At 42.5% G+C, this 21,409-nt stretch carries 17 protein-coding genes and 1 pseudogene; 4 read left to right on the forward strand and 14 right to left on the reverse strand.

Going from position 1 to position 21,409, the window contains the following annotated elements:
* The 5 genes from ACVR1G_RS01480 to ACVR1G_RS01500 form a co-directional block, all read right to left on the reverse strand.
* Positions 1-2,968 (reverse strand): GbpC/Spa domain-containing protein (locus tag ACVR1G_RS01480; RefSeq protein WP_447451457.1); only part of this gene is annotated, 2,968 nt, incomplete at its 3' end.
* 598 nt (positions 2,969-3,566) lie between these two features.
* Positions 3,567-6,185, reverse strand: a complete 2,619-nt coding sequence (alaS, locus tag ACVR1G_RS01485; RefSeq protein WP_447451458.1) for an alanine--tRNA ligase — start codon at positions 6,183-6,185, stop codon at positions 3,567-3,569.
* A 36-nt stretch (positions 6,186-6,221) separates the two neighbouring features.
* A complete protein-coding gene (locus ACVR1G_RS01490; RefSeq protein WP_447451459.1) occupies positions 6,222-6,722 on the reverse strand; it encodes an LURP-one-related/scramblase family protein in 501 nt (166 codons plus the stop codon).
* Between the two features lie 254 nt (positions 6,723-6,976).
* Complete coding sequence (locus ACVR1G_RS01495) at positions 6,977-8,056, reverse strand: peptidyl-prolyl cis-trans isomerase (RefSeq protein WP_447451460.1); 1,080 nt, start codon at positions 8,054-8,056, stop codon at positions 6,977-6,979.
* 79 nt (positions 8,057-8,135) lie between these two features.
* Positions 8,136-8,843: an O-methyltransferase gene (locus ACVR1G_RS01500; RefSeq protein WP_447451461.1), complete on the reverse strand. Its 708-nt coding sequence runs from the start codon at positions 8,841-8,843 to the stop codon at positions 8,136-8,138.
* A gap of 256 nt (positions 8,844-9,099) precedes the next feature.
* On the opposite strand from ACVR1G_RS01500, the gene ACVR1G_RS01505 reads away from it, so the two are divergent.
* The gene (locus tag ACVR1G_RS01505; protein WP_447451462.1) at positions 9,100-9,291 is read left to right on the forward strand and encodes a hypothetical protein; all 192 of its coding nucleotides are present in this window, start codon (positions 9,100-9,102) and stop codon (positions 9,289-9,291) included.
* 116 nt (positions 9,292-9,407) lie between these two features.
* On the opposite strand, the gene ACVR1G_RS01510 is transcribed toward ACVR1G_RS01505, so the two are convergent.
* The 8 genes and pseudogenes from ACVR1G_RS01510 to ACVR1G_RS01545 all read right to left on the reverse strand — a co-directional run bounded on the left by ACVR1G_RS01510 (position 9,408) and on the right by ACVR1G_RS01545 (position 16,797).
* Positions 9,408-10,022 (reverse strand): PAS domain-containing protein, encoded by a 615-nt coding sequence (locus ACVR1G_RS01510; protein WP_447451463.1) that lies wholly within the window; start codon positions 10,020-10,022, stop codon positions 9,408-9,410.
* Positions 10,023-10,027: 5 nt separating this feature from the next.
* Positions 10,028-10,684, reverse strand: a pseudogene (locus ACVR1G_RS01515) (DUF3114 domain-containing protein).
* Complete coding sequence (locus ACVR1G_RS01520) at positions 10,681-11,277, reverse strand: hypothetical protein (protein WP_447451464.1); 597 nt, start codon at positions 11,275-11,277, stop codon at positions 10,681-10,683. Before ACVR1G_RS01520 ends, ACVR1G_RS01515 begins: the two are co-directional and overlap by 4 nt.
* On the reverse strand, positions 11,274-12,629 hold the full coding sequence (locus tag ACVR1G_RS01525; RefSeq protein WP_447451465.1) for a DUF3114 domain-containing protein: 1,356 nt from the start codon (positions 12,627-12,629) through the stop codon (positions 11,274-11,276). The genes ACVR1G_RS01520 and ACVR1G_RS01525 overlap by 4 nt, the downstream gene beginning before the upstream one ends.
* 325 nt (positions 12,630-12,954) lie before the next feature.
* Positions 12,955-13,575 (reverse strand): hypothetical protein, encoded by a 621-nt coding sequence (locus ACVR1G_RS01530; protein WP_447451466.1) that lies wholly within the window; start codon positions 13,573-13,575, stop codon positions 12,955-12,957.
* A 6-nt stretch (positions 13,576-13,581) separates the two neighbouring features.
* Positions 13,582-14,190: a DUF3114 domain-containing protein gene (locus ACVR1G_RS01535; protein ID WP_447451467.1), complete on the reverse strand. Its 609-nt coding sequence runs from the start codon at positions 14,188-14,190 to the stop codon at positions 13,582-13,584.
* A 106-nt stretch (positions 14,191-14,296) separates the two neighbouring features.
* Positions 14,297-14,929: a hypothetical protein gene (locus tag ACVR1G_RS01540; protein WP_447451468.1), complete on the reverse strand. Its 633-nt coding sequence runs from the start codon at positions 14,927-14,929 to the stop codon at positions 14,297-14,299.
* 2 nt (positions 14,930-14,931) lie between these two features.
* Positions 14,932-16,797 carry a DUF3114 domain-containing protein gene (locus ACVR1G_RS01545; RefSeq protein ID WP_447451469.1) on the reverse strand — a complete coding sequence of 622 codons (1,866 nt, stop codon included), beginning with the start codon at positions 16,795-16,797 and terminating at the stop codon, positions 14,932-14,934.
* Positions 16,798-17,248: 451 nt separating this feature from the next.
* Here ACVR1G_RS01545 and ACVR1G_RS01550 point away from each other — a divergent pair, with 451 nt between their 5' ends.
* Genes ACVR1G_RS01550 through ACVR1G_RS01560 form a run of 3 tightly spaced genes read left to right on the forward strand, consistent with a single transcriptional unit; the run spans position 17,249 to position 18,662 of the window.
* Positions 17,249-18,004, forward strand: a complete 756-nt coding sequence (locus ACVR1G_RS01550; RefSeq protein ID WP_447451470.1) for a class I SAM-dependent methyltransferase — start codon at positions 17,249-17,251, stop codon at positions 18,002-18,004.
* 12 nt (positions 18,005-18,016) lie between these two features.
* Positions 18,017-18,364 (forward strand): cupin domain-containing protein, encoded by a 348-nt coding sequence (locus ACVR1G_RS01555; protein ID WP_447451471.1) that lies wholly within the window; start codon positions 18,017-18,019, stop codon positions 18,362-18,364.
* A complete protein-coding gene (locus ACVR1G_RS01560) occupies positions 18,357-18,662 on the forward strand; it encodes a cupin domain-containing protein (RefSeq protein ID WP_447451472.1) in 306 nt (101 codons plus the stop codon). The genes ACVR1G_RS01555 and ACVR1G_RS01560 overlap by 8 nt, the downstream gene beginning before the upstream one ends.
* A 234-nt stretch (positions 18,663-18,896) precedes the next feature.
* Here ACVR1G_RS01560 and ACVR1G_RS01565 read toward each other — a convergent pair whose 3' ends face one another.
* Positions 18,897-21,341 carry a DNA translocase FtsK gene (locus ACVR1G_RS01565; protein WP_447451473.1) on the reverse strand — a complete coding sequence of 815 codons (2,445 nt, stop codon included), beginning with the start codon at positions 21,339-21,341 and terminating at the stop codon, positions 18,897-18,899.
* Between the last annotated feature and the right edge of the window lie 68 nt (positions 21,342-21,409).

A 21,409-nucleotide genomic window follows, 5' to 3' on the forward strand; every position in this document is an offset into this window, starting at 1 on the left:
CATAGGCCTCATAGAAGGCTTGCGGATCATCCGCTGTAAAGAGCTGGAAGGCCCCTTTTGGTGTGATCTTAGCCGCTTGAAGCATGGCCCGAACGTCCTCTGGGGCCGCCTCAAGGCTGGCATAATCTGCGACACTGATCCCTGTTACAGCCTGGCCTTTAGCGTCGGTAATTTTTACCAATTCTGGACGCAAGGTCAAAGCTTCTTCTGGGTAATCGTCTACGTAGAAGAACCCTTTTTGGATGGTATCTGGGGAAGACTTATCGCCCTTGTATTGATCCAGATCCCACGTCAATTCGTAAAAATTGGTTGAACCAGCCAGGACGGTCTTGCCGTCAATCACGGTGCCGTTTTCATTTTTATTGACCTTGTGCGGTTTGATGTAGTTATTATTGGGATTATCTGGGTCTCCTGGTTTCCCTGGGGTAGTGACCCGAACGATATTGGATTTGACCCCATAAGCATCGTTGACCGTTAGGGTAAAGTTATTTTCGTAGGTGGCCCCGTCGTTCATGACCTGACCGACAATGGTTGGGACGGGGGCAGTGATGCCCTTGGTGTAGTCCTGATTGAGCTGGGTAAGGGTTTCCGCAGTGGCCGTAAAGGTCACGGTATGCGTGGGGGCGTCATAGGTGACCTCAAAGTCTGGACTGGCCACCTTAGTCGCTTCTAGGTTGAACTGATAGCCGCTTGGCAGGGGATCGACCAAGACGAAGGAGGTGGTTTCCTCACGGTTGGCCGGCAGTTCAGCCGTTCTCAGTTGGAACTTGACCACCGACTGTTTAGCGACCAGGGTCTTGTCGATATCGACTCCTACGTTATTGGTGATGGCCTTGTTAACCTGAGGCTGGATGGCATATCTCGCATAGTGGTAACGAACCGTTGGAACAGCGGGTGCCACTGGTGCAGCCGGCGGAATCGGTGCAACCGGTTCAGTCGGAGGTGTCGGAACAACCGGTGCTACTGGTTCAGTTGGTTCAGTTGGCGGCGTTGGTGCTACTGGTTCGGTTGGTGGGGTTGGCGCTACCGGCTCTACTGGAATAGCGGGCTCAATTGGTGGGGTTGGTGCTACTGGTTCAGTCGGTTCAGTTGGCGGTGTCGGTGCTACTGGCTCTATGGGTTTCACTGGAACACCAACTGCCTTAATATCGGAGTTAAAGGCAAACCAAACTAGATAACGTCCGGTCGACGCAATATCAAAGCTGACATCACTGCCATTAGCCTTACCGACAATAGCACCATACCATTTAAGTGGACTGAGTTCTGTATCCCACTCAGCATAGTCAAAGCGTGAGCCTTCTGCTATAGAATCTGTAGAGTGATCAGCATGAACATCGCCATTTGGATGGGGGACAATAGCAGATCCTGAAATTGGGATCATCTCACCATTAAAGCCAGAGACCCACTCTACTGATTTTAAATCTGAGTTTAAAGAAGAAAAGCTGAACAAACCGCCTGTCAGATCAATCAATTGACCGTCGGCATCGTAAAATTTTGTGGCCATGTTAATCTTAACACTTCCCCCCATAGCAGGATACCAAAGGGTTTTAGTTGGATCCTTATATAAGACTATAGGAAGTACCTCGCCAGTAATACTTGCTTCTTTCAAAGTGTAGGTATACGTTACTTTTGAGATCTTTTTACCATCAAAAGTTGAATTTTCAAGATTTGTATAGGTAACAGTAAGCGGAACACCTTTGTTCAGAACAACTCTAGTGCCATCTGCTAAATCCTCCATATTATTGATAATATCAATGATTTCTTTAGAAGGAGTGTCGATTGGTAAAGCCGCAATGTAATCTGTTAACTCGTCCTTAGTGTACTGTTTTACAGAAGGCTCTAGACTCGTTATGGCATTATCTTCACGCTTAAAAATTAGAGGTTGGGGCGTTGCCACAGATAGGTAGCCATCTTGATTTTTCTTATTTTCTGCTTCTACCAGTGCCTCTTGATATTTAATGACGTCTTGGTCGTATAATTCCTTATTAAGATCATAAGTTGCTTTATCCTGATCATACTTGGCTTTAGCTGTATCATAGGCTGCCTTGTCCTGATCGTACTTGGCTTTAGCCGTATCATAGGCTGCCTTATCCTGATCGTACTTGGCTTTAGCCGTATCATAGGCTGCCTTATCCTGATCATATTTAACCTTGGCTGCATCGTAAGCAGTTTTATCTTGATCGTACTTGGTTTTAGCAATATCGTAGGCTGCTTTGAGGCGATCATATTCTGTTTTAGCAGCATCATAAGCTGCCTTATCCTGATCATACTTGGCCTTGGCTATAGCATAAGCCGCCTTGTCCTGATCATATTTGGCTTTGGCCGTATCGTAGGCTGCCTTATCCTGATCATACTTGGTTTTAGCCGTATCATAGGCTGCCTTATCCTGATCATACTTGGCCTTAGCCGTATCGTAGGCTACCTTATCCTGATCGTACTTGGCCTTAGCCGTATCATAAGCGGCTTTATCAATATCATAAACTGCCTTAGAGGCTGAATAATCTTTTAAAGTTGTCTTAATTTCTTCTACTTGCTGGGCATAATCCGCATCGATCTCCGCCTGCTTAGCAGCTGCTTGCTCTGAGGTCTGAACGGTCCCCGCGTCCACATCAGCCTCTTCTTGAACCGTCACACCAGCTTGGTAGGCTTCCTTAACCGCCTGCTCCAATTCTGGTGACGGGGTCTCTACAACCAGCTTCTCCCCATTGTTCTGGCCGGCTTGGGCCTGACTCTGGCTGGCTTGGTCGCTGGCTGGCCCTTGGGCTTCCGGCAGATTAGTCGCTGGGTTGCCTGTTGCTGTCCCGACAACCTTCGTGTCAACACCGCTTGTCGATGTTGTTTCCGATACTTCCTCGGCTGCTGCTCTATAGCCTGTCAGTGACACCAGCGCTGTGGCTCCCAACACAGCACCGCATAGAGATTTCACAACCTTACTTTTTCGAAAACCGTAAACTTGTTTTGCTTTCATTGTTTTCTCCCAATATTTTTCTAAGCAAATCATAATTTGCCTGCTTCATTATAACATAGAATCGCTTTTAAAGAAATACTTTTGTTATACTTTTAATTTATATGAAATCATAAGTATATTTTTTTGATTATTATAATCTTTTGGTGCCAATTCTTGCAAAATAGGCACAAGCAAAAGCGTATTTTTCTAGCCTTCCAATCTATAAAACTTAGCATTCTTTATTGTATTCAAACAGTATAAAAGGACTATGAGACATCATTTGTCTTAGAGTCCTGAACTTAGATCTGAAGAATCTTGATTCTACCTTCGTTATTTTTTACTAAAATCTCATTGTTACGATATTTCCAAGTAATGCTATAAACATAGTAAAAATCGCCACTACAAGCAGCCGCAGGCAGGCTGACGATAAAAGAGAGGTAAATGGGATTCGATAGCCATGCTAAAAAAGCGGTTAATAGAAGACTGAGGTTTTAATACTAGGCTCAAGGATCTTTAGAACCACTAACATAACTGGTGGTTTTCGACAGTCAAAAAAGCCAAGCTTAATCAAACTTGGCTTTTTATTCCTATCGCATTTGAGACAGGCAGTTAACTCAGCTTAGAGCTTATCTGCCACAGCGGCTAAAAGAGCTTGGATAGCTGAGGCATCTGATCCACCAGCCATAGCCAGATCTGGTTTACCGCCACCGCGACCTGAAACAATTGGAGCCAGTTCCTTGATGAGATTACCAGCGTGAACTTCCTTGGTCTTGCTGGCAACGAGAACATTGACCTTTTCTCCAATACTTGCAGCAAGGACCAAAATATCAGAGTGGTCAGCTTGCTTCCAATTATCCGCAAAGGTCCGAAGAGCACTGGCATCTGAAACCTCTACTTGACTAGCAATGTAACGGATGCCGTTTGCCTCCTTGACATCTTTGAAAATATCGCCTGCTGCGGCAGCAGCAGCTTTTTCTTTGAGTTCTGCGACTTCTTTTTGCAGATCTTTAACTTGCTCGGTCAGATTTTGCACCTTAGCTGGGACTTCCTTAAGCTGAGGTGCTTTGACAGTCGCAGCCACTGCCTTAAGGGCATCCTCTTCCTCACGGAAGGCTTCAAAGGCTTGTTGACCGGTCAGGGCAAGGATACGGCGGGTGCCTGAACCGATTCCTTCTTCTTTGACGATCTTAAAGAGCCCAATTTCAGAGGTATTACCCAGGTGAGTACCGCCACAGAGCTCGATAGAATAATCACCGATAACCACGACACGAACATCCTTGCCGTACTTCTCACCGAAAAGAGCCATGGCTCCCATCTCCTTAGCCGTATCAAGGTCAGTCTCAATCGTCTTGACCGCAATAGCTTTCCAGATTTGTTGATTGACCTCTTCTTCAATACGACGGAGTTCATAAGCGTTCACAGCCTCGAAGTGGGTGAAGTCAAAGCGCAGGAAGTCTTCTTCATTGAGCGATCCGGCCTGAGTCGCATGCTCACCGATGACATTGTGAAGGGCCGCATGGAGCAAGTGAGTGGCCGTATGGTTTTTCTCAACCGCATAGCGACGTTTGTGGTCGATTTCCAAGTGATACTCTGTCCCGAGAGTCAATTCGCCTTCAACCTCAACGGTATGAAGGGCTTGACCATTCGGCGCCTTTTGCACATCTGTCACACGGGCTAGGACATGGCCAGCAGCATCTGTGATGACACCATGGTCAGCTACCTGTCCGCCCATTTCAGCATAGAATGGTGTTTCTTCAAAGACGAGAAGGGCTTGACCACTAGTTGCTGAGTCTGCACGCTCGTTATCCACAATGATAACCGAAAGCTTGCTGTCTAGGGCTTCCTTTTCATAGCTAAAGGTTGATGGCTCAACGATACCTGCGAGGGTTTCGTTTTGCATCCCCATAGAACCGCCCTTGACAACGGCAGCCCGAGCCCGCTCTTGCTGCTCTTTCATGGCAGCTTGGAAACCAGCATGGTCAATTTTATAACCAGCATCCTCTGCCAACTCTTCTGTTAGTTCAACTGGGAATCCGTAGGTGTCGTAGAGTTTGAAGATGTCCTTACCTTCCAAAGTATCCTTACCAGCCGCTTTGAGATCAGCTAGGAGCTCTTCCAAATGACCGCTACCGGCATCAATTGTGCGGGCAAAGGTCTCTTCTTCGCGTTTAACGATTTTCTCAATAAAGTCTTGCTTTTCCAGTACTTCTGGATAGTAAGATTCCATAATTTTACCAACCGTTGGAACAAGTTTGTAGAGGAAGGTATCTGTAATTCCCAAACGGCGGCCATGCATGACCGCACGACGAAGGAGACGGCGCAGGACGTAACCGCGTCCTTCATTACCAGGGAGAGCGCCATCACCAATAGCAAAGGAAAGAGCACGGATATGGTCAGCGATGACCTTGAAACTCATGTTGTCGCCATCTGGATCGTAGGTCTTGCCTGAGAGATTTTCAACTTCCCGAATAATAGGCATAAAGAGGTCTGTTTCAAAGTTGGTTTTAGCCCCTTGCATAACTGCTGCCAGACGCTCTAAGCCAGCACCCGTATCAATATTTTTGCTTGGAAGCTCCTTATACTCTTTACGTGGAACTTTAGGATCTGCGTTGAACTGTGATAAGACGATATTCCAGATCTCGATATAGCGGTCGTTTTCAATATCTTCTGCCAAAAGACGAAGTCCTATATGGTCTGGATCAAAGTCCTCACCACGGTCGTAAAAGATTTCGGTATCTGGTCCTGAAGGACCAGCACCTATTTCCCAGAAGTTATCTTCAATTGGAACCATGTGACTAGGCTCCATACCACAAGCAATCCAGCGGTTATAGGTAGCCTTGTCATCTGGGTAATAAGTCACATAAAGCTTTTCCTTAGGAAAGGCAAACCAGTCCGGACTAGTTAAGAGTTCATAGCCCCACTCGATCGCCTCATCACGGAAGTAATCTCCGATTGAGAAGTTCCCCAGCATTTCAAACATGGTGTGGTGGCGGGCTGTCTTTCCGACATTTTCAATATCGTTAGTACGGATCGATTTTTGAGCATTAGTAATGCGGGGATTTTCCGGAATAACTGATCCATCAAAGTATTTCTTGAGGGTAGCAACACCAGAGTTAATCCAGAGGAGAGTGGGATCATTGACCGGCACTAGGTTAGCTGAGGGTTCTACGGAGTGGCCTTTTGATTTCCAAAAGTCTAACCACATTTGACGAATTTGTGCTGATGTTAATAGTTTCATTGGTAATTTATAACCTTTCTATATAGCTATTCTTAGTTAATTTGAGGCTGAGCTAGCTGCAACCCCAGATTCTTGGGCTTTCACATAATCAATCGCTACGGTTAAAGCGATGACTAGGTCACAGTAAGCTTCATTATAAACCTCAATATTATAAGTTGAGGTCATTCGAAACCACTCCTGTGAGATGCGAGCTACGATTTGACCGTTTTGCAGCAGGTTGAAATTCATATCCCAGAAGTTGCCCTGAACTTCCATATTCAGATTTTCGAGAGAATAATGGGGTTTAAAAAAGCTAAAATCCTTTTTGATGGTAACAATTTGTCCATTGGCTAGATTCACATCAAATTTAGGAAGGAAGGCCCACACCCGCTTTTCAATTTTCCCTACCTGATTTCCAGACATATCCGCAATTGTAAAGGTCTTTGGAATTTTGAAGAGGCTGCCTTCCACTTGATAGGTGGGCATGCCCAGCTCATCATTGATAATAAATTTTCCACCCAAAGACCACATCTTTTGTTTAATTTGAAATGTTTTCATACAGAACTCCTCGGTATAATAAAAAGTTATAAAAAGACAAGTCCACTTTAAGAGAAGGGCGAGCTAAGCCGCGGTACCACCTCCATTTTATGAACTTGTCATTCTTCATTGAGTTTATTAAGTTGTTAAGACTGAGTAGCAAGCTCACCCTACCTGTCTGGCTCGCAGCATCCGCCAGATTTCTGAACTGGTATTAAGGGGAAACCATTCTCAATTCCTACTAGCTTTGACGATAAAATCTCAAGCTGGATATTTTATTTAGCTTTTGAAGATGAACTTGATGCTGATGAGTCTAAACCGTAGTTAGACAGTAAAGAGCTGTATGTTTGATCTTCAATAGTCACGTTGTACTCTTTGAGTAAGTTAGCTGTGACTTTATTTGTAAAGCTGCTATCGCTAACTTTTTTGTTAACGTAGACATCTGACAAACGTTTCTTATAAGCTGTCCAGTCAGGATTCTTCTCTGTTTTATCGGTAACCTTGACAATGTAGTAGCTCTTGGAGCTATCATTGCCCGAAACTTCAACGACATCCGAAACAGCATCTTTATCCAACTTGAAAGCCACCTTTTGGACTTCTTCCGGCGGAAGGTTTTGCGATTCATTAGAAGATGATGCATCGCCCGAATCGAAAGCAACATTTTCTTGACCGTTGTTATCTTTAGCCAATTGACTGAAATCCGCACCGTCAGCTGTAGCTTGCTCATGGAGAGAATCAGCTTTTTCCTTGTCGCTTACTTGGATGTAGCTAACCGTTACAGTTGGGGTATAATCCTTGTACAGCTCCTGTAATTTCTTATCAGTTAAATCCTTTTTAGCAGCTTGTTTGTAAGCATACTCTTGCAGGGCTTGAACTCGCAGGCCTTCTTTAAAGGTATCAGCTGTCATACCGTTTTGTGATAGAAGCGTCGTCAGCTGATCACCATACTGCTTAACGTACTGCTGATATTTTTTATCAACGGTATCATTAGAAACTTTTTTGCCGTATTTATCCTCTAACATCGTTGAGAAGATCTTTTGCAAGAGGGCAGTCTTCGTAGCATCTGAACCCTTAGAGCTTTCATAAAGATCAGCAACAGTGATGGTTTTCCCCTTCATGCGAACCAAAACAGTCTGCTCAGACGGTCTGCTGTTCATCCACAAGTAAGTTCCGGCTCCCCCCAGAGCTGCTGCTAGGACAATTGTAGCCAATCCTCTAAAGACTTTACTGCCAAAGATCGTCGCTAGAGAATGGAAAAAACTACCTTCTGTTTTTTTCTTTTTCTTGCGCTGGTCTTTTTTAGTACGTCGGTTTTTATTTTTCACTTCATCTTGAAATGCTTTTCTACTAGCCATGTGTTACTCCTTATTTATATTTGGGCTCCCCGCCCTAAACGTTAACTTTTCTATTATAACATACTTTTAGAAATCTTGCCTAGTCCGATAAAGTTACATCGGAGGCATTCTTACGAATAAGGAGGAGACCATCACTGATAGGTAGAAGACTGGCTGTCAAATCTGGGTTAGTCAAAGTCGCCTCCATCAACCGTTGGAGACCGCGATAAATAGCCCGTTGGCCCCGTCTGATCTCGGTGATGGGACGTGTGAGGTCACCACCTTGAAAAACATCATCAATCACAATGACACCGCCGACCCTAAGTCGCCTGAGCACCTCCGGCAAAAAAACGATATATTTGGACTTAGCCGAATCCATAAAAACAAAGTCAAATCGGGTCTCTAGAGTTGCTAATATGTCTGCAGCCTCACCTTCGAGGAGGGTGACTTGTCTGCGTTTATCATAGCAGGCAAAATTTGTTTTAGCTAAATCGATCATTTCTTTATTGCGCTCAATTGTAGTAATCGCAGCCTGAGGCGCATATTCAGCCATCAAGAGAGCTGAATAACCGATAGCGGCCCCTATTTCTAAAATTGACTGCGGTGCCAGAGTCTGCAAAAGAAATCGAAAATAGGCTGCTACTTCTGGCTGAATAATAGGGATATTTTCTTTTTGGGCAAAAGCTGCTAAATCTTCAAGCGCTCCTGTTTCCTGTTTCTGATGAGTGCGCATGTACTGAACGACTTCTTCTTTGACAATAGGACGACGCATATTGCGATTGGCATTTTTACTGTATGATTGAACCATGATTTCATCATATCAGACAGACAAGGAATTTGTAAAGTCAACTGCTGGAAAATTTTTTCTCCCCTAGATATCTTGAACAGGAAAAAAGCAGTTTTTACCAAGAGATTGAAATTTTTTCATGCTATAATAACACTAGGAAGCTTAAAAGAAATTTCGGACTAAAAAGATTGAGAGGCGGTCAGCTTTCCTTGTATCTACAGTAAAGCTACCTAGCTTAATGTCTTAATATTTTTTACATTAGAATGGAGTTGAATTTATGCATAAAGGATTTAAGGCTTTTAAAGATACCCTATCCAAAGAGAGTTTGAAGGCTATCTACAATGAAACCAAAATTGAGGTTGCCAACGAAGAAACAGAAGGGACAGAAGCTTTCTCACTGGCTTTGGCTACCCAGTATGCCGTCAATCTTGTGGAAAAATACCAAGAATGGCTGAATAAGGACAATTAAGTAAATAGAAAACGAGCATATTATCAAAAGATTTGCTCGTTTTTTACTAATTTTAGACTACTTTTACCACTCTTTTAATAGCTACCGTCATTTTCAGTACTAGTTCTGACACAAAATTACCTATCGTCTTTTGTTGAAGGATCGTAAGTATACTGCTCTAAAAACTCTTCCTCAGTATTCGGAATAGAATAATCAGATTTATATAATTTTAATACGACATTCTCTTTAGTATTGTATCCATTTTTCTTTTTTGTCCACACAGTGTTACTGTTATGATTTTGTTGTTCTATCGAATAATATTTCCCATCTTTGACATTAGCAACTGTACTAAAATAAATAGCAGTTGAGCTATTTGATGTATATTTTATATCATTTCCATTAATTTTATATGTTCCTGTACGATAATGAATACTAGGAGTTACTGCCATTTCCTCTTCATTTCCTGCCTTATCTAGATCTGCTTGAGTCCTATAGATATTAGCACGATCTTGAACCACAATGTAGGTTCCATCAGATTTTAATACTCTATAGTAAGTAGCGTAAGTATCACTTTCTTTATAAACCTGATCCAACTCAATTGTTTTTTCATAACTTTCCTGTTTATGAGAGGAAGAGCTGGGAGGGGCTGAATGCGAGGACTGCTTGTTATTTCGCATCACTAAGGCAGTCATACTGATAGCTCCTAACAAAATTGCTACTAATAAAATACTTATTGCCAATTTCTTTTTCATCGCAGTTACTCCTCATAACCATCAACCATCTCATTGAATGCTTCAGCTGCCTCGTCAGTTCGATCTTTAGCACTCTTATCATCTTTTGCGTAGTACCCTTTTGGATTTTTAAAGCTTCTTTTCCACCCTTTTTTTCCTTCATTTGCTTTATTAGGAGAAGCATAATCTTCTGATTGTTCTCTTCTAAACTCAGGATCCCACTGTTTAGGCGTATTGACGTCTAATCTATCATGGGATGAGACATAGCCTTTCTGTTTAGCAGTGCCGTCATCTTCATCGGCTTTATCCTGTTGGAAATCCGCATAGTTAAAGCTGGAACCATTGATCACATCATTTTCGGTCCGATTTTCAGTATCCAGCTCTGACACAAAATTACCCTGATCGTCAATGATGAATTCCCCATGGCGTCCACCACCTATCAGCACCTTGTAATTGCACTGATTGGCATTGTCATCTGGATATACTAAGTTACCTCAATCGTTTTTTACCTTATTATGCAAACGCGGTGACTCACTATCGGAACTGTATTTTATATCTCGTTCGGCCAGATATTTGGCTAAGGCCTGTTCATCTGTCATGCCTTCTTGACGATAGTTATCTCTGACCCACTGAACCTGCTGCTGCGAAATCACGTAGCGGAACTGATGAGCCTTTAAAATCACTCTAACTCTTCTGGCTGATAGTCGTACTGAGCTAAAAAATCATCAATTGAATTTGGGAGTTTTTTATCTATTTTATAAAGAGAGAGGGAATTACCCTGATTACTTTCGACGTAGCCGCCATCCTCTTTGACAATTGTGACTGTTTTGCCGGAGTTCGCCCCTTCCTCTAATCTCTTAGAAGCGATAATTTTGTCTTTAACATGATCAGGATCTTTAAACTCCACATCCATAGTTTTCGTAGGTATCAAATTTAAACGATCCCCATCCCTAGTATACTGACCCTCCGTAAATAAAATATAAGGATAGAAAGCATATCCATCTTCGCTTCTTTCTTTAATTTCTTTTAATGTATTATGACTTTCATCGATCATATAAACATAATGCTTGTCGTCAGTCAATCTCACGTAAAAAGTATTCAAATCATTAAAATCATCTCCAAGTTTATAAGTGACACCAACTTCTAATGTCTTAGCTTTTTCTAAGCGCACAGTTTCTGATTGTTTAAGCTTAGAAGAATTTTTTGGACTTTTTGCCTGACACGCTGCTAATAAGAAGGTACAGAGTACCATACAAATAACAATATATTTTTTCATTCTTCACCTACCTTCTCCTTAAACTTATCTTTCTGTCCTTGCTCTCTATCATAGGTGGATTTATCCCCAAATCTATATATCTCGTCCGTAGAATTATGATAGCTATCCTGTCCAGGTGCTTGAAATTTATCCCCACCGTTGTCAATAATATCCTTCCTAAATTTTGGATCATATTGCTTAGGGGTATTAACATCCCAGCGATTGTGACCTTCTTTATCGCCATCATTCGCATAATTAAAGCTAGCGCCGTTGACCACACCGTTTTGGTTCTCTGAAGCATCCTTTTCAGGGTCAATTTCATTGACAAAACTACCGTCTTCACTGATGATAAACTCTGTGTGGAAATCTTTAGACAAGATTTTATAGTTAACCTGTTTCTTACCATCAGGATAGCTACCTTTTTTAGAAACTTTATTATGCAGGCGGGCGGTATCATCGAAATCGTAATTGGATTTGTGACCATCGTTTAAGTAAGCAGCTAGGGTCTCTTCATCCGTCATACCATCCTTTTTATAGTTATCTCGGACCCATTGCGCTTGTTGGGCTGAGATGACATAGCGGAACTGATGAATCTTCTGTTTCAGTGCCTCATTGCCGCCTTTATCGCCTAAGGCGTTAGCACCTTTTTCATCAGGATAAGCCACTTGGACGGTTCCCGCAAAGTCATCCCAAAAGTCATCATCTGGGGCTAAGCTATCGGACATCTTATCCAAAATAGCCTGTGTCTGCTCAGCACTGCCATCAAGCTCTTGAGGCATGCCCGTATACTTCATGGCAATCCCCAGAAGTTTCTCAGCTGCCGCCGAATCTTTATGGTTCTTGGCCGTCTGATAATCAATCCCCCACATCTTTTGGAAGAGCTCGCTGCCAAAGGTCCTAGCATCATTGAGATACTCACCCAGTTGGGCACTAATCGTCTTTCCGCTATTGGAATCATAGGAGGAATTAACCTTGGCAATATAGCCGTTCCTAATAGCCTTAGTGGTCCAGCCGTCTGATTCTAAGGTCTGGGTCTGAGTCCGAAGGGTGCTAACATACTCTTGAAAATCAGCATCCGACATCCCTTCTGGGCGCTTGACATCATACATCACCACAAAAACAGCATTCTTGGTGATCTCTTGAAACTGGCTGCTGTTCATCAGATCGAGACCCCTTAGTTCAACGCTGGCAAATGTTTTCGTCTGCGGATTCCAAACAGCCTGCGTGAGCTGACTCATCGCTTTTAGGGAAGCAGCCAATTGGTCTAAGCCTTCAAAGATTCTGGGCGAGCTGGCGTCAAAGGCCAGCAGCCGATCCAGCTTATCCTGAATCTTGGCCTTAGCCTGCTTGGCTATTCCAAGACTCGTCTGCATATCGCTGATCCGCTCTTGGGCATGGTCTCCAGCTCAGTTAAGAGGGCCTGACCGTCTCTGATCACGGCGTTGCACTGTCAATGCTGTCTATCATTTATGCTCTCTTTTAAGGCTATGGAGATTTATTGACTAATCATCTTTCTAGTTTTTACCAGGTCTCCAATCATCTTTCGTTTCAGGCACATAGGTGTACTGTTTCAAAAATTCTTCCTTGGTACTTGGGATTTTCTTATTGGATTTATGATAATATTTATAAGGTTTGGAACCACTAGATAAAAAGTATCCCTGTGGGCCTAGCTCAATCTTAACAGATTTTGATATAAAATTACCTATCGTCTTTTGTTGAAGGATCGTAAGTATACCGCTCTAAAAACTCTTCCTCAGTATTCGGAATAGAATAATCAGATTTATATAATTTTCGAATATCTCTGTAATTGACTGAGTATCCTTTTTTCTCTTTAGTCCAAATGACCTTACTATGAAAAGTTTCATTTTCTTTTGAAAAATATTTTCTAGCCTTAACATTGGCCACGGTGCTAAAGCCAATTGAGATTGTTTTTTCAGAGGTGTATTTTATGTTATTTCCTACAAACTCATAGGTTCCTGTACCATAGGTAATAACAGGAGTTACTGCCATCTCCTCCTCATTACCAGCCTCATTTAAATCTGCTTGAGTTTTATAAATAGTAGCCCGATCTTGAATATATATATAAGTGTTATTAGATTTAAACACTATGATATTCTTAGCATCATGTGCTTCATACTCATAAACTTGATCTAGCTTAATATCTTTTTCATAGTCCTTTTTGTAAGTAGCAGAACTAGAAGAAGTAGAATTTGAAGGTTGAGTTTTAGCCTGCTGGGTTTGAACTACTACAATCATACTTCCAAATAAGGAAAGTAAGACAAGTGTCAATAAGATAATCATCATGCGTCTTCTTGTCATATCATTCTACTCCTCATAACTATCAACCATCTCGTTGAATGTTTTAGCAGCTTCATCAGTTCGCTCTTTGACACTCTTGCCATCTTTGGCATAATTTCCTTCTGAATTTTTGAAGCTATCTTCCCAATTTTTTTCTCCTTCATTTGCTTTATTAGGGGAGATATAGTTATCTGCTTGCTCTTCTCTAAACTGTGGATCCCATACTTTAGGTGTATTAACATCTAATTTATTATGAGATGAAATATAGTCTTTCTGTTTAGCAGTGCCGTCATCTTCATCGGCTTTATCCTGTTGGAAATCCGCATAGTTAAAGCTGGAACCATTGATCACATCATTTTCGGTCCGATTTTCAGTATCCAGCTCTGACACGAAATTACCCTGATCGTCAATGATGAATTCTCCATGCCGTCCATCACCGATTAGCACCTTGTAATTGCACTGATTGGCATTGTCATCTGGATATATCCACTGACCATTCTCATATTTTGCTTTATTATGATAACGTGGTGACTCACTATCGGAACTGTATTTTATATCCCGTTCGGCCAGATATTTGGCTAAGGCCTGTTCATCTGTCATCCCGTTTTCTCGGTAATTATCCCGAATATACTGCACCTGCTGTTCAGCGGAGAAAACTTTGGCATCCGAATCAGCCGCATAGGCAACCAGTTTATCCTTGATCTTCTATACAGCTTCTGGGAGCAGACATAGAAACAATAGTTTAATTCCCTTGATTTACTTTTGTATACTGAGACAAAAAATCATTATATGAATTAGGAATACTCTTATCAGATTTTATAAAAAAATAATTGTAGCCTCTGCTATTTTTCAAATAGTATCCTTTGGAACCTAGAATGATACTCCGCTTACTTGAAGTTTGTAACTGTTCCTTAATATTAAAGTACTTCCCATTTTTAAAATCTGTCACTGTTTCAAAAGACATAAGATAGCTATGTTCAGTTTCGCTTAAATAATAAGTGTTCCCTTTTTTATTATAAGTTCCTAACGAAAGCCTTAGATTAGGATAAACCTTTGCCTCTTCATTATTTCCTGCTTCATCTAGGTCTTCCTCACTTTTATATTGCGAGCCATCGTCAGTAAACATAACCCAATTTTTATTATCCACTAATTTAAAATAGGTAGAAGTCTCATGTTTACCCTTATAAACCTCTCTATAGGTTTGACCTATTTTTAAAGAAGTGGCTACATTTATATTTCTTTTGACGTTAGATGACGAATTTGTTGCATCCGTTTTATAAGTATGATCATCACTATGGTTAATCGTAAAAACAACTAGAAGGAGGAAAAATAAGATAGTTAAAAATCCTAAAAGAAATGTTACTCGCCTTTTCATAGCTATTCTCCTTCATCTCTTCCAACTTGCTCAGCAAAATCTGCAGAATACTCTTGCGAGCGTTCTTCAGAACTTTTTCCATTTTGGGAATAAAAGCCATCTTCATTATAATAGCTATAATCGTATTTCGTTCCATCCTTATAGTTAGAAGCCGCATCTTTGTCATTTTTATTCGCTTTATTAGGCGATTCATAACCCTCTGCTTTTTCGCTTCTAAACTTCGGATCCCACTGTTTAGGAGTATTCATATCTAAGCGCTCATGGGATGAGACATAGCCCTTCTGTTTAGCAGGGCCGTCATCTTCATCAGCTTTATCCTGTTGAAAATCCGCGTAGTTAAAGCTGGAGCCATTGATCACATCATTTTCGGTCCGATTTTCAGTTTCTAATTCAGAAACAAAATTACCATCCTCATCAAGAATAAATTCGCTATGGTGACCTTTACCTATAAGTACTTTATAATTAGCTTGATCTTCATTATTGTCAGGATAGTGCATCTCATTATCATAATAGCTTCCTTTATTATGAAGTCGTGCTGATTCAGAGGTAGTAGTATATTGTGTATCCTTGGAATTCTTTAAGTATGCTGCCAATTTATCCCTATCGGTCATGCGCTCAGCTTGATCAGCTCCGTATTCCTTAATCGCCCAATCCCGAATATACTGCACCTGCTGCTGCGAAATTACGTAGCGGAACTGATGAACCTTCTGTTTCAGTGCCTCATTGCCTCCTTTATCACCTAAGGCGTTAGCACCTTTTTTATCAGGATAGGCCACCTGCACGGTCCCTGCAAAGTCATCCCAAAAGTCATCATCTGGCGCTAGGCTGTCGGACATCTTGTCCAAAATAGCCTGTGTCTGCTCGGCACTGCCATCAAGCTCACCTGGCATGCCCGTATACTTCATGGCAATCCCCAGAAGCTTCTCAGCGGCCGCCGAATCTTTATGGTTCTTGGCCGTCTGATAATCAATCCCCCACATCTTCTGGAAGGTCTCGCTGCCAAAGGTCCTAGCATCATTGAGATACTCACCCAGTTGGGCACCAATCGTCTTTCCGCTATTGGGATCATAGGAGGAATTAACCTTGGCAATATAGCCGTCCTTGATGGCTTTCTTAGTCCAGCCGTCTGATTCTAAGGTCTGGGTCTGAGTCCGAAGGGTGCTAACATACTCTTGGAACTCGGTATTCGTCATCCCTTCCGGACGCTTGATGCCGTAATCCTTGGCAAACTGGCGGTTGTCCCAAGTGGTATTAACCGTCTCTGTCCAGCTCAAGCTCTCCGCACTGGGAATGGTGAAGGTCCCGTTAAAACTAGAAATTCCCGCCTGCAACTGGGCTAAACCTGTCGTTACCGCACTCTCCAAAGCAGGAATATCGTCAAAGAAACCCGACGAAGCTGCATCGTAAGCATTAATCTTATCCAGCTTTTTTTGCCGTTTGTCCCGCTCCGCTGTATCACTGTTCACGGCGCTCTCTGCGGTTGTCCTATTGGGATCGTCAGACGCCATCCCCTCCAAAAGGGAAGTGTTGACACTGATCGTACTATCTAGAGCTTCTATCTCCGCCGACAGGATCTCCGTGTCATCGGATAACTCATCTTCGCCCACATCTGAGCGATACCTGTCCGGTAAGAGTTTGGTGTCAGTTTCAGCCGCTTCAGCTAAGAGAATGTAGGCTTTAGCCAGTGGGGTAATGACCGTACTGCCGTAAGTTTTGGCATTGGTGTAAGCCTCACCCGCTAAACTATCCGCATTGGCCAAACCATCTATGGCGCTGATAAGGCTATTAAAACCTGCAATATAATTTTTGACTAGACTGGCCACCGACGAGGCTTGGTCATCTGAGCTGCCTAAAACCATTTTAACCATAAAATAATCCCCTTTATGCTATAATTTCTATAAGTTTTAAGATGGTTTTAGTCTAGCATAATGTATGGCCTCTTGCAATGAACGATGAAAAAAATTTAAGACTTATGAGGAACAGCTATTTCTGTTGTGATAAACTTTCGTTTAGTAGCAACTATGTTATTGTAATGCTTTTAATCTACATCGTTGATCTTTCCCATAGTTTTTTTGTAATGATTCCAATGAATAGATTTATCCAGTAAATGCTTACTGGGCTGACTTCTTTTTGTTAGAATGAAGGTCTAAACCAAAACCTATTTTCTACAAACTGAGTATGTCTGCGATCCTGCATAAACCAAAAGTCTTGGGAGAACTTGTGAATTCAGAAATAGACTGAACCAAGTTCCGTTCATTTGTAGGATAGGATAAGCAAGGCAAATTGGCTCTTAGTATCTTAAATAAAGGAGTAAGGCAAATGGCACAAAAAGAACTAGGACATCATTTCTTAGCTAGACTTGGCAAGAAGCGGCTGCGTCCTGGCGGGGTTACAGCCACTAATTGGCTAATGGAACAGGGGCAGTTCAGCAAAGACAAAGAGGTCTTAGAAGTTGCCTGCAATCAGGGAACGACTGCTATTGATTTGGTTCAGACTTATGGCTGCCATGTCAGAGGAGTTGATACCGATACTGAGGCTTTAAAAAAAGCCAAAAAAGCTGTTGCTCAGGCTGGTCTTGAGGAATTCATTCAGGTCCAAGAGGCTAATGCTATGAAATTGCCTTTTGGTGATAACTCTTTTGACATTGTTATCAACGAGGCTATGCTGACCATGCTCCAAGGCAAAGCCAAGAAGCGGGCAATCACGGAATACAGACGTGTCCTAAAACCGGGAGGCCTGTTGTTGACACATGATGTTGCCTATGAGGATCCTCGGTTGGAACAGACTTTAGAAAAGCTGAGAACTACCATTAATGCTAATGTCCAGCCCCTTCAAGTTGATGACTGGAAAAATCTTTATCAGGAAATGGGGTTTAGACAAGTACATGCAACCTACGGCCAAATGTCCCTGATGTCTCTGTCAGGGATGATCAGAGACGAGGGTCTTGGGGGGACTTGCAAAATTTTCTACCGAGGCATGAAAAAGGAAAATCGTCAGCAATTTTGGAAGATGTATCATTTTTTTAACCAAACAGGGAAAGACCTGCGTTATATCGCTGTAGCCAGTCAAAAATAAGGAGGAAATATTATGCGTTATATTGATAAATTAGAGCCTGCACATATTCTGGATTTAAGTAAGGAAGTTCCTATCGCTGAGGAACAGATACTTAGTAAAACCTTAGTTCAGCGACCAGATCTCGGTATGACACTCTTTTCTCTGGATAAGGGACAGGAGATTGGCCGCCACTCCTCACCAGGCGATGCCTTGGTTCAGGTCTTGTCTGGTAAGGTTACGATTACAATTGCTGATAAGAACTTTGAACTCATCGCTGGGCAATCTATTCTTATGCCTGCTGAGATCCCTCACGCCCTCTTTGCCAAGGAAGCCTTCCAGATGCTGCTGACTGTTGTTAAGCCGGAGGCTGATCATGATTGAGTCGTTTTCTCATCTTGTAAGCTACTACAAACAGCAGATCGCCAGCCGCTCACTCAGCCAAAAACTCGGGCTCGATCAGACGATTACTCTATATGCTTTTGATAAGGGGGAAAACATCAGCGAAGAGGTCAGTACAGGAGATAAGCTGCTACAGGTATTAGAGGGGCAGCTCCTAGTTAGCTTAGACCATCAAGCGATACAGCTTAAAAAGGATAGTTTGTTAGCAATTCATAAGGGACAGCGATTAGCTCTGGAAGCCTGTGAACAGAGCAAACTCTTGCAGATTGATTTTAATTAAACTGAAGCATTTTTCGGTTTACTTTAAATCATAAAAAAGCTGTTGATCATCTTGATTCCTCACCTTCAAGCGTTTGGCAGGCTATTGCGCACGATTATTGCTACTCTCACTCATAAACCGTTGAAACCAACTTTCTTTTATAGCTTTAATTTATCTTGATTTTCTTGAAACCTTAAGAAAGAAAAAAGAGAGAGACAACCAGAAATCAGCGATTGAGGTTGTACCGCTCTCTTTTTATTGATTGGTCATTAAAACTTTGCGTGGTTTAGTACCTTCAGCTGGTCCGATGACGCCAGCTTCTTCTAGTTCTTCCATTAGACGCGTGGCACGGTTGAAGCCAACCGATAGACGGCGCTGCAGCATGGAGGCACTGGCTTTCTGTGTCTCCAAGACGAGAGCCTTAGCTTCCTCAAATAAGGGATCACCGTCTGCAGTTTCACTGCTTCCAGATAAATCACCGTCTGTTTCGGATACTTCACCTGGATCAAAGCTGTCATCATAATCTGCTTCTGCCTGTTCTTTAATATAGTCGACAATGCGTTCAACATCATCATCAGAAATAAAGGAGCCCTGCAGGCGGACAGGATGGTTTTCGTCAATTGGCTTAAAGAGCATATCTCCGCGACCAAGCAATTTTTCTGCGCCGTTCTCATCCAAAATCGTCCGACTATCAGTACCTGAGGATACGGCAAAGGCAATACGGGAAGGTACATTAGCCTTAATCAAACCGCTGATGACATCAACAGAGGGACGCTGGGTGGCCAAAATCATATGGATACCAGCTGCACGCGCTTTTTGTCCCAAACGGATAATGGCATCTTCAACTTCCTTGCTGGCGACCATCATCAAGTCTGCCAACTCATCAACGATAACAACAATCAAGGGCAGGGGGATGCGTTTCTCATCAGAATGCGCATTAAAATCTTCTACCTTAGCATTGTAACCTGCAATATTACGGACACCAACATGGCTAAAGAGTTCATAACGATTCTCCATCTCATCTACAACCTTCTGCAAGGCCTTAGCAGCCTTGCGCGGGTTGGTAACAACTGGAATGAGGAGGTGGGGAATATCGTTGTAAACTGATAATTCAACCATCTTAGGATCAATCATCATGAATTTGACCTGATCGGGGCGAGCCTTCATTAGGATAGAAGCAATGATACCATTGACCGCTACAGACTTACCAGAGCCGGTCGATCCAGCCACCAGCAAGTGAGGCATACGGGCTAAATCAAAGCTGCGAGCAGTACCGTTAACAGCCTTTCCCAAAGGCACTTCTAAAAGCTTATTAGCGTCTGTCTTGGCTTGTTCCCAGAGCTCACGGAAACTGACTGTGGCGATTTCAGAGTTCGGCACTTCAATACCAACCAGTGATTTTCCAGGAATTGGCGCTTCAATCCGCACATCTTTTGCGGCAAGCGCAAGAGCTAAGTCATCGGCAAGATTAGAGATACGGTTGACACGGACTCCAACGGCCGGTTTTATTTCATACTTAGTGACTGAAGGTCCAATTTCTGCTCGCTCAACACTAGCCTTGATTCCAAAACTGGCGAAGGTTTCTTCCAAAATCTTGATATTCTCACGGACAATCTTCTTTTCCTTAGACTGATTTTTAGGTTTATCGGGTGCAAAAAGATCAATAGTAGGCAGCTTGTAGAGGAGGGTTTGTTTGGGGGTGAAGTCTACTTCAACGGGTTCATCAGTTTGGGCGTCTTCCTGCTCTTGTGGAGAGGAGGAAGCTTGATCGGCCCGAGGCACCTCCACTTCTTCATCTGGGTAAGGGAAATGATAGTTTTTAAAATCCTGCTGAGAATAAGCTGGCTCGTCTTCAGCTTCATCATATCCACCTAAAATTACTGGTTCACTGGCCGATGCTGCTGAAGCAAGAGGGCTGTCATCCGAAAGAATTTCGCCTGTTTGGGGATCGATTTGATAATCAAATTCGGCATCCACATCCATTTTTTCTACTTCTTGCTGGGCTGCTGTCTGCTTAGACTGCCTTTTTTCTCTGCGCTTCTGCTCACGACGGGCTTCCATTTGCAAACTGGTCTGATCAATCCGATCGCTGAGACTGCTGCCTGTGCGCTTAAAGAAATTCATGACATCATAGACATCCCATGAACTCATCAGGTAAAGACCAAGGATAATCAAGAGACCACCGATTAAATAGGAGCCAATATTAGAAAATAGAAAGGCTACAGGTTTATAAATAAGAGCACCAATCAGGCCGCCTCCCATGAAATGAGTCACGGCAACATTTTTTAAATCAGCTGTTACTAAGCGAAAGGTTCCTGCCAAAACGTCCCGTTTTTTCATGACTTCCATAGAGAAGAGGTAGGCATGAAAGATCAGCATCAGACCTGCCATAACTGAGATATATCCTGACATAAAACCGACACGCTTTTGCAACCACTTACCAGCAAAGAGATAAAAGAGCAGTCCAAACATTGCTGGATAGGCTAGACTTCCTACGAGGACACGAACGAGATTATAAGCTGTTATACCAAAGACTCCCAGTCGGATGATCGCAAAGAAGAGCACAAAAGCGGTCAAAAAAGCCACAAGCATTTTTCTGATGGCTTTTTTACGTTCACGCTCTGCCTTAGTTGGGCGCTTGTCTTTCCTACCTTGATTATTCGTTTTATTGTTTGATTTTTTCGATTTTGATTTAGCCATAGTATGACTATTATAGCATTTTTTAGAAGATATGAAGCGAGCAGCTAATTAAAAAATCAGCCCCTATC

Source organism: Streptococcus dentasini (assembly GCF_053206945.1).

What these genes read in the sequence shown, in the direction of transcription:
- ACVR1G_RS01495 (WP_447451460.1), bottom strand. Translation starts at nt 8,056, where the DNA reads ATGGCTAGTAGAAAAGCATTTCAAGATGAAGTGAAAAATAAAAACCGA.
- ACVR1G_RS01545 (WP_447451469.1), bottom strand. Translation starts at nt 16,797, where the DNA reads ATGGTTAAAATGGTTTTAGGCAGCTCAGATGACCAAGCCTCGTCGGTG.
- ACVR1G_RS01555 (WP_447451471.1), top strand. Translation starts at nt 18,017, where the DNA reads ATGCGTTATATTGATAAATTAGAGCCTGCACATATTCTGGATTTAAGT.
- ACVR1G_RS01520 (WP_447451464.1), bottom strand. Translation starts at nt 11,277, where the DNA reads ATGAAAAAATATATTGTTATTTGTATGGTACTCTGTACCTTCTTATTA.
- alaS (WP_447451458.1), bottom strand. Translation starts at nt 6,185, where the DNA reads ATGAAACTATTAACATCAGCACAAATTCGTCAAATGTGGTTAGACTTT.
- ACVR1G_RS01510 (WP_447451463.1), bottom strand. Translation starts at nt 10,022, where the DNA reads ATGAAAAAGAAATTGGCAATAAGTATTTTATTAGTAGCAATTTTGTTA.
- ACVR1G_RS01525 (WP_447451465.1), bottom strand. Translation starts at nt 12,629, where the DNA reads ATGCAGACGAGTCTTGGAATAGCCAAGCAGGCTAAGGCCAAGATTCAG.
- ACVR1G_RS01500 (WP_447451461.1), bottom strand. Translation starts at nt 8,843, where the DNA reads ATGGTTCAATCATACAGTAAAAATGCCAATCGCAATATGCGTCGTCCT.
- ACVR1G_RS01540 (WP_447451468.1), bottom strand. Translation starts at nt 14,929, where the DNA reads ATGAAAAGGCGAGTAACATTTCTTTTAGGATTTTTAACTATCTTATTT.
- ACVR1G_RS01505 (WP_447451462.1), top strand. Translation starts at nt 9,100, where the DNA reads ATGCATAAAGGATTTAAGGCTTTTAAAGATACCCTATCCAAAGAGAGT.
- ACVR1G_RS01550 (WP_447451470.1), top strand. Translation starts at nt 17,249, where the DNA reads ATGGCACAAAAAGAACTAGGACATCATTTCTTAGCTAGACTTGGCAAG.
- ACVR1G_RS01560 (WP_447451472.1), top strand. Translation starts at nt 18,357, where the DNA reads ATGATTGAGTCGTTTTCTCATCTTGTAAGCTACTACAAACAGCAGATC.
- ACVR1G_RS01530 (WP_447451466.1), bottom strand. Translation starts at nt 13,575, where the DNA reads ATGACAAGAAGACGCATGATGATTATCTTATTGACACTTGTCTTACTT.
- ACVR1G_RS01490 (WP_447451459.1), bottom strand. Translation starts at nt 6,722, where the DNA reads ATGAAAACATTTCAAATTAAACAAAAGATGTGGTCTTTGGGTGGAAAA.
- ACVR1G_RS01565 (WP_447451473.1), bottom strand. Translation starts at nt 21,341, where the DNA reads ATGGCTAAATCAAAATCGAAAAAATCAAACAATAAAACGAATAATCAA.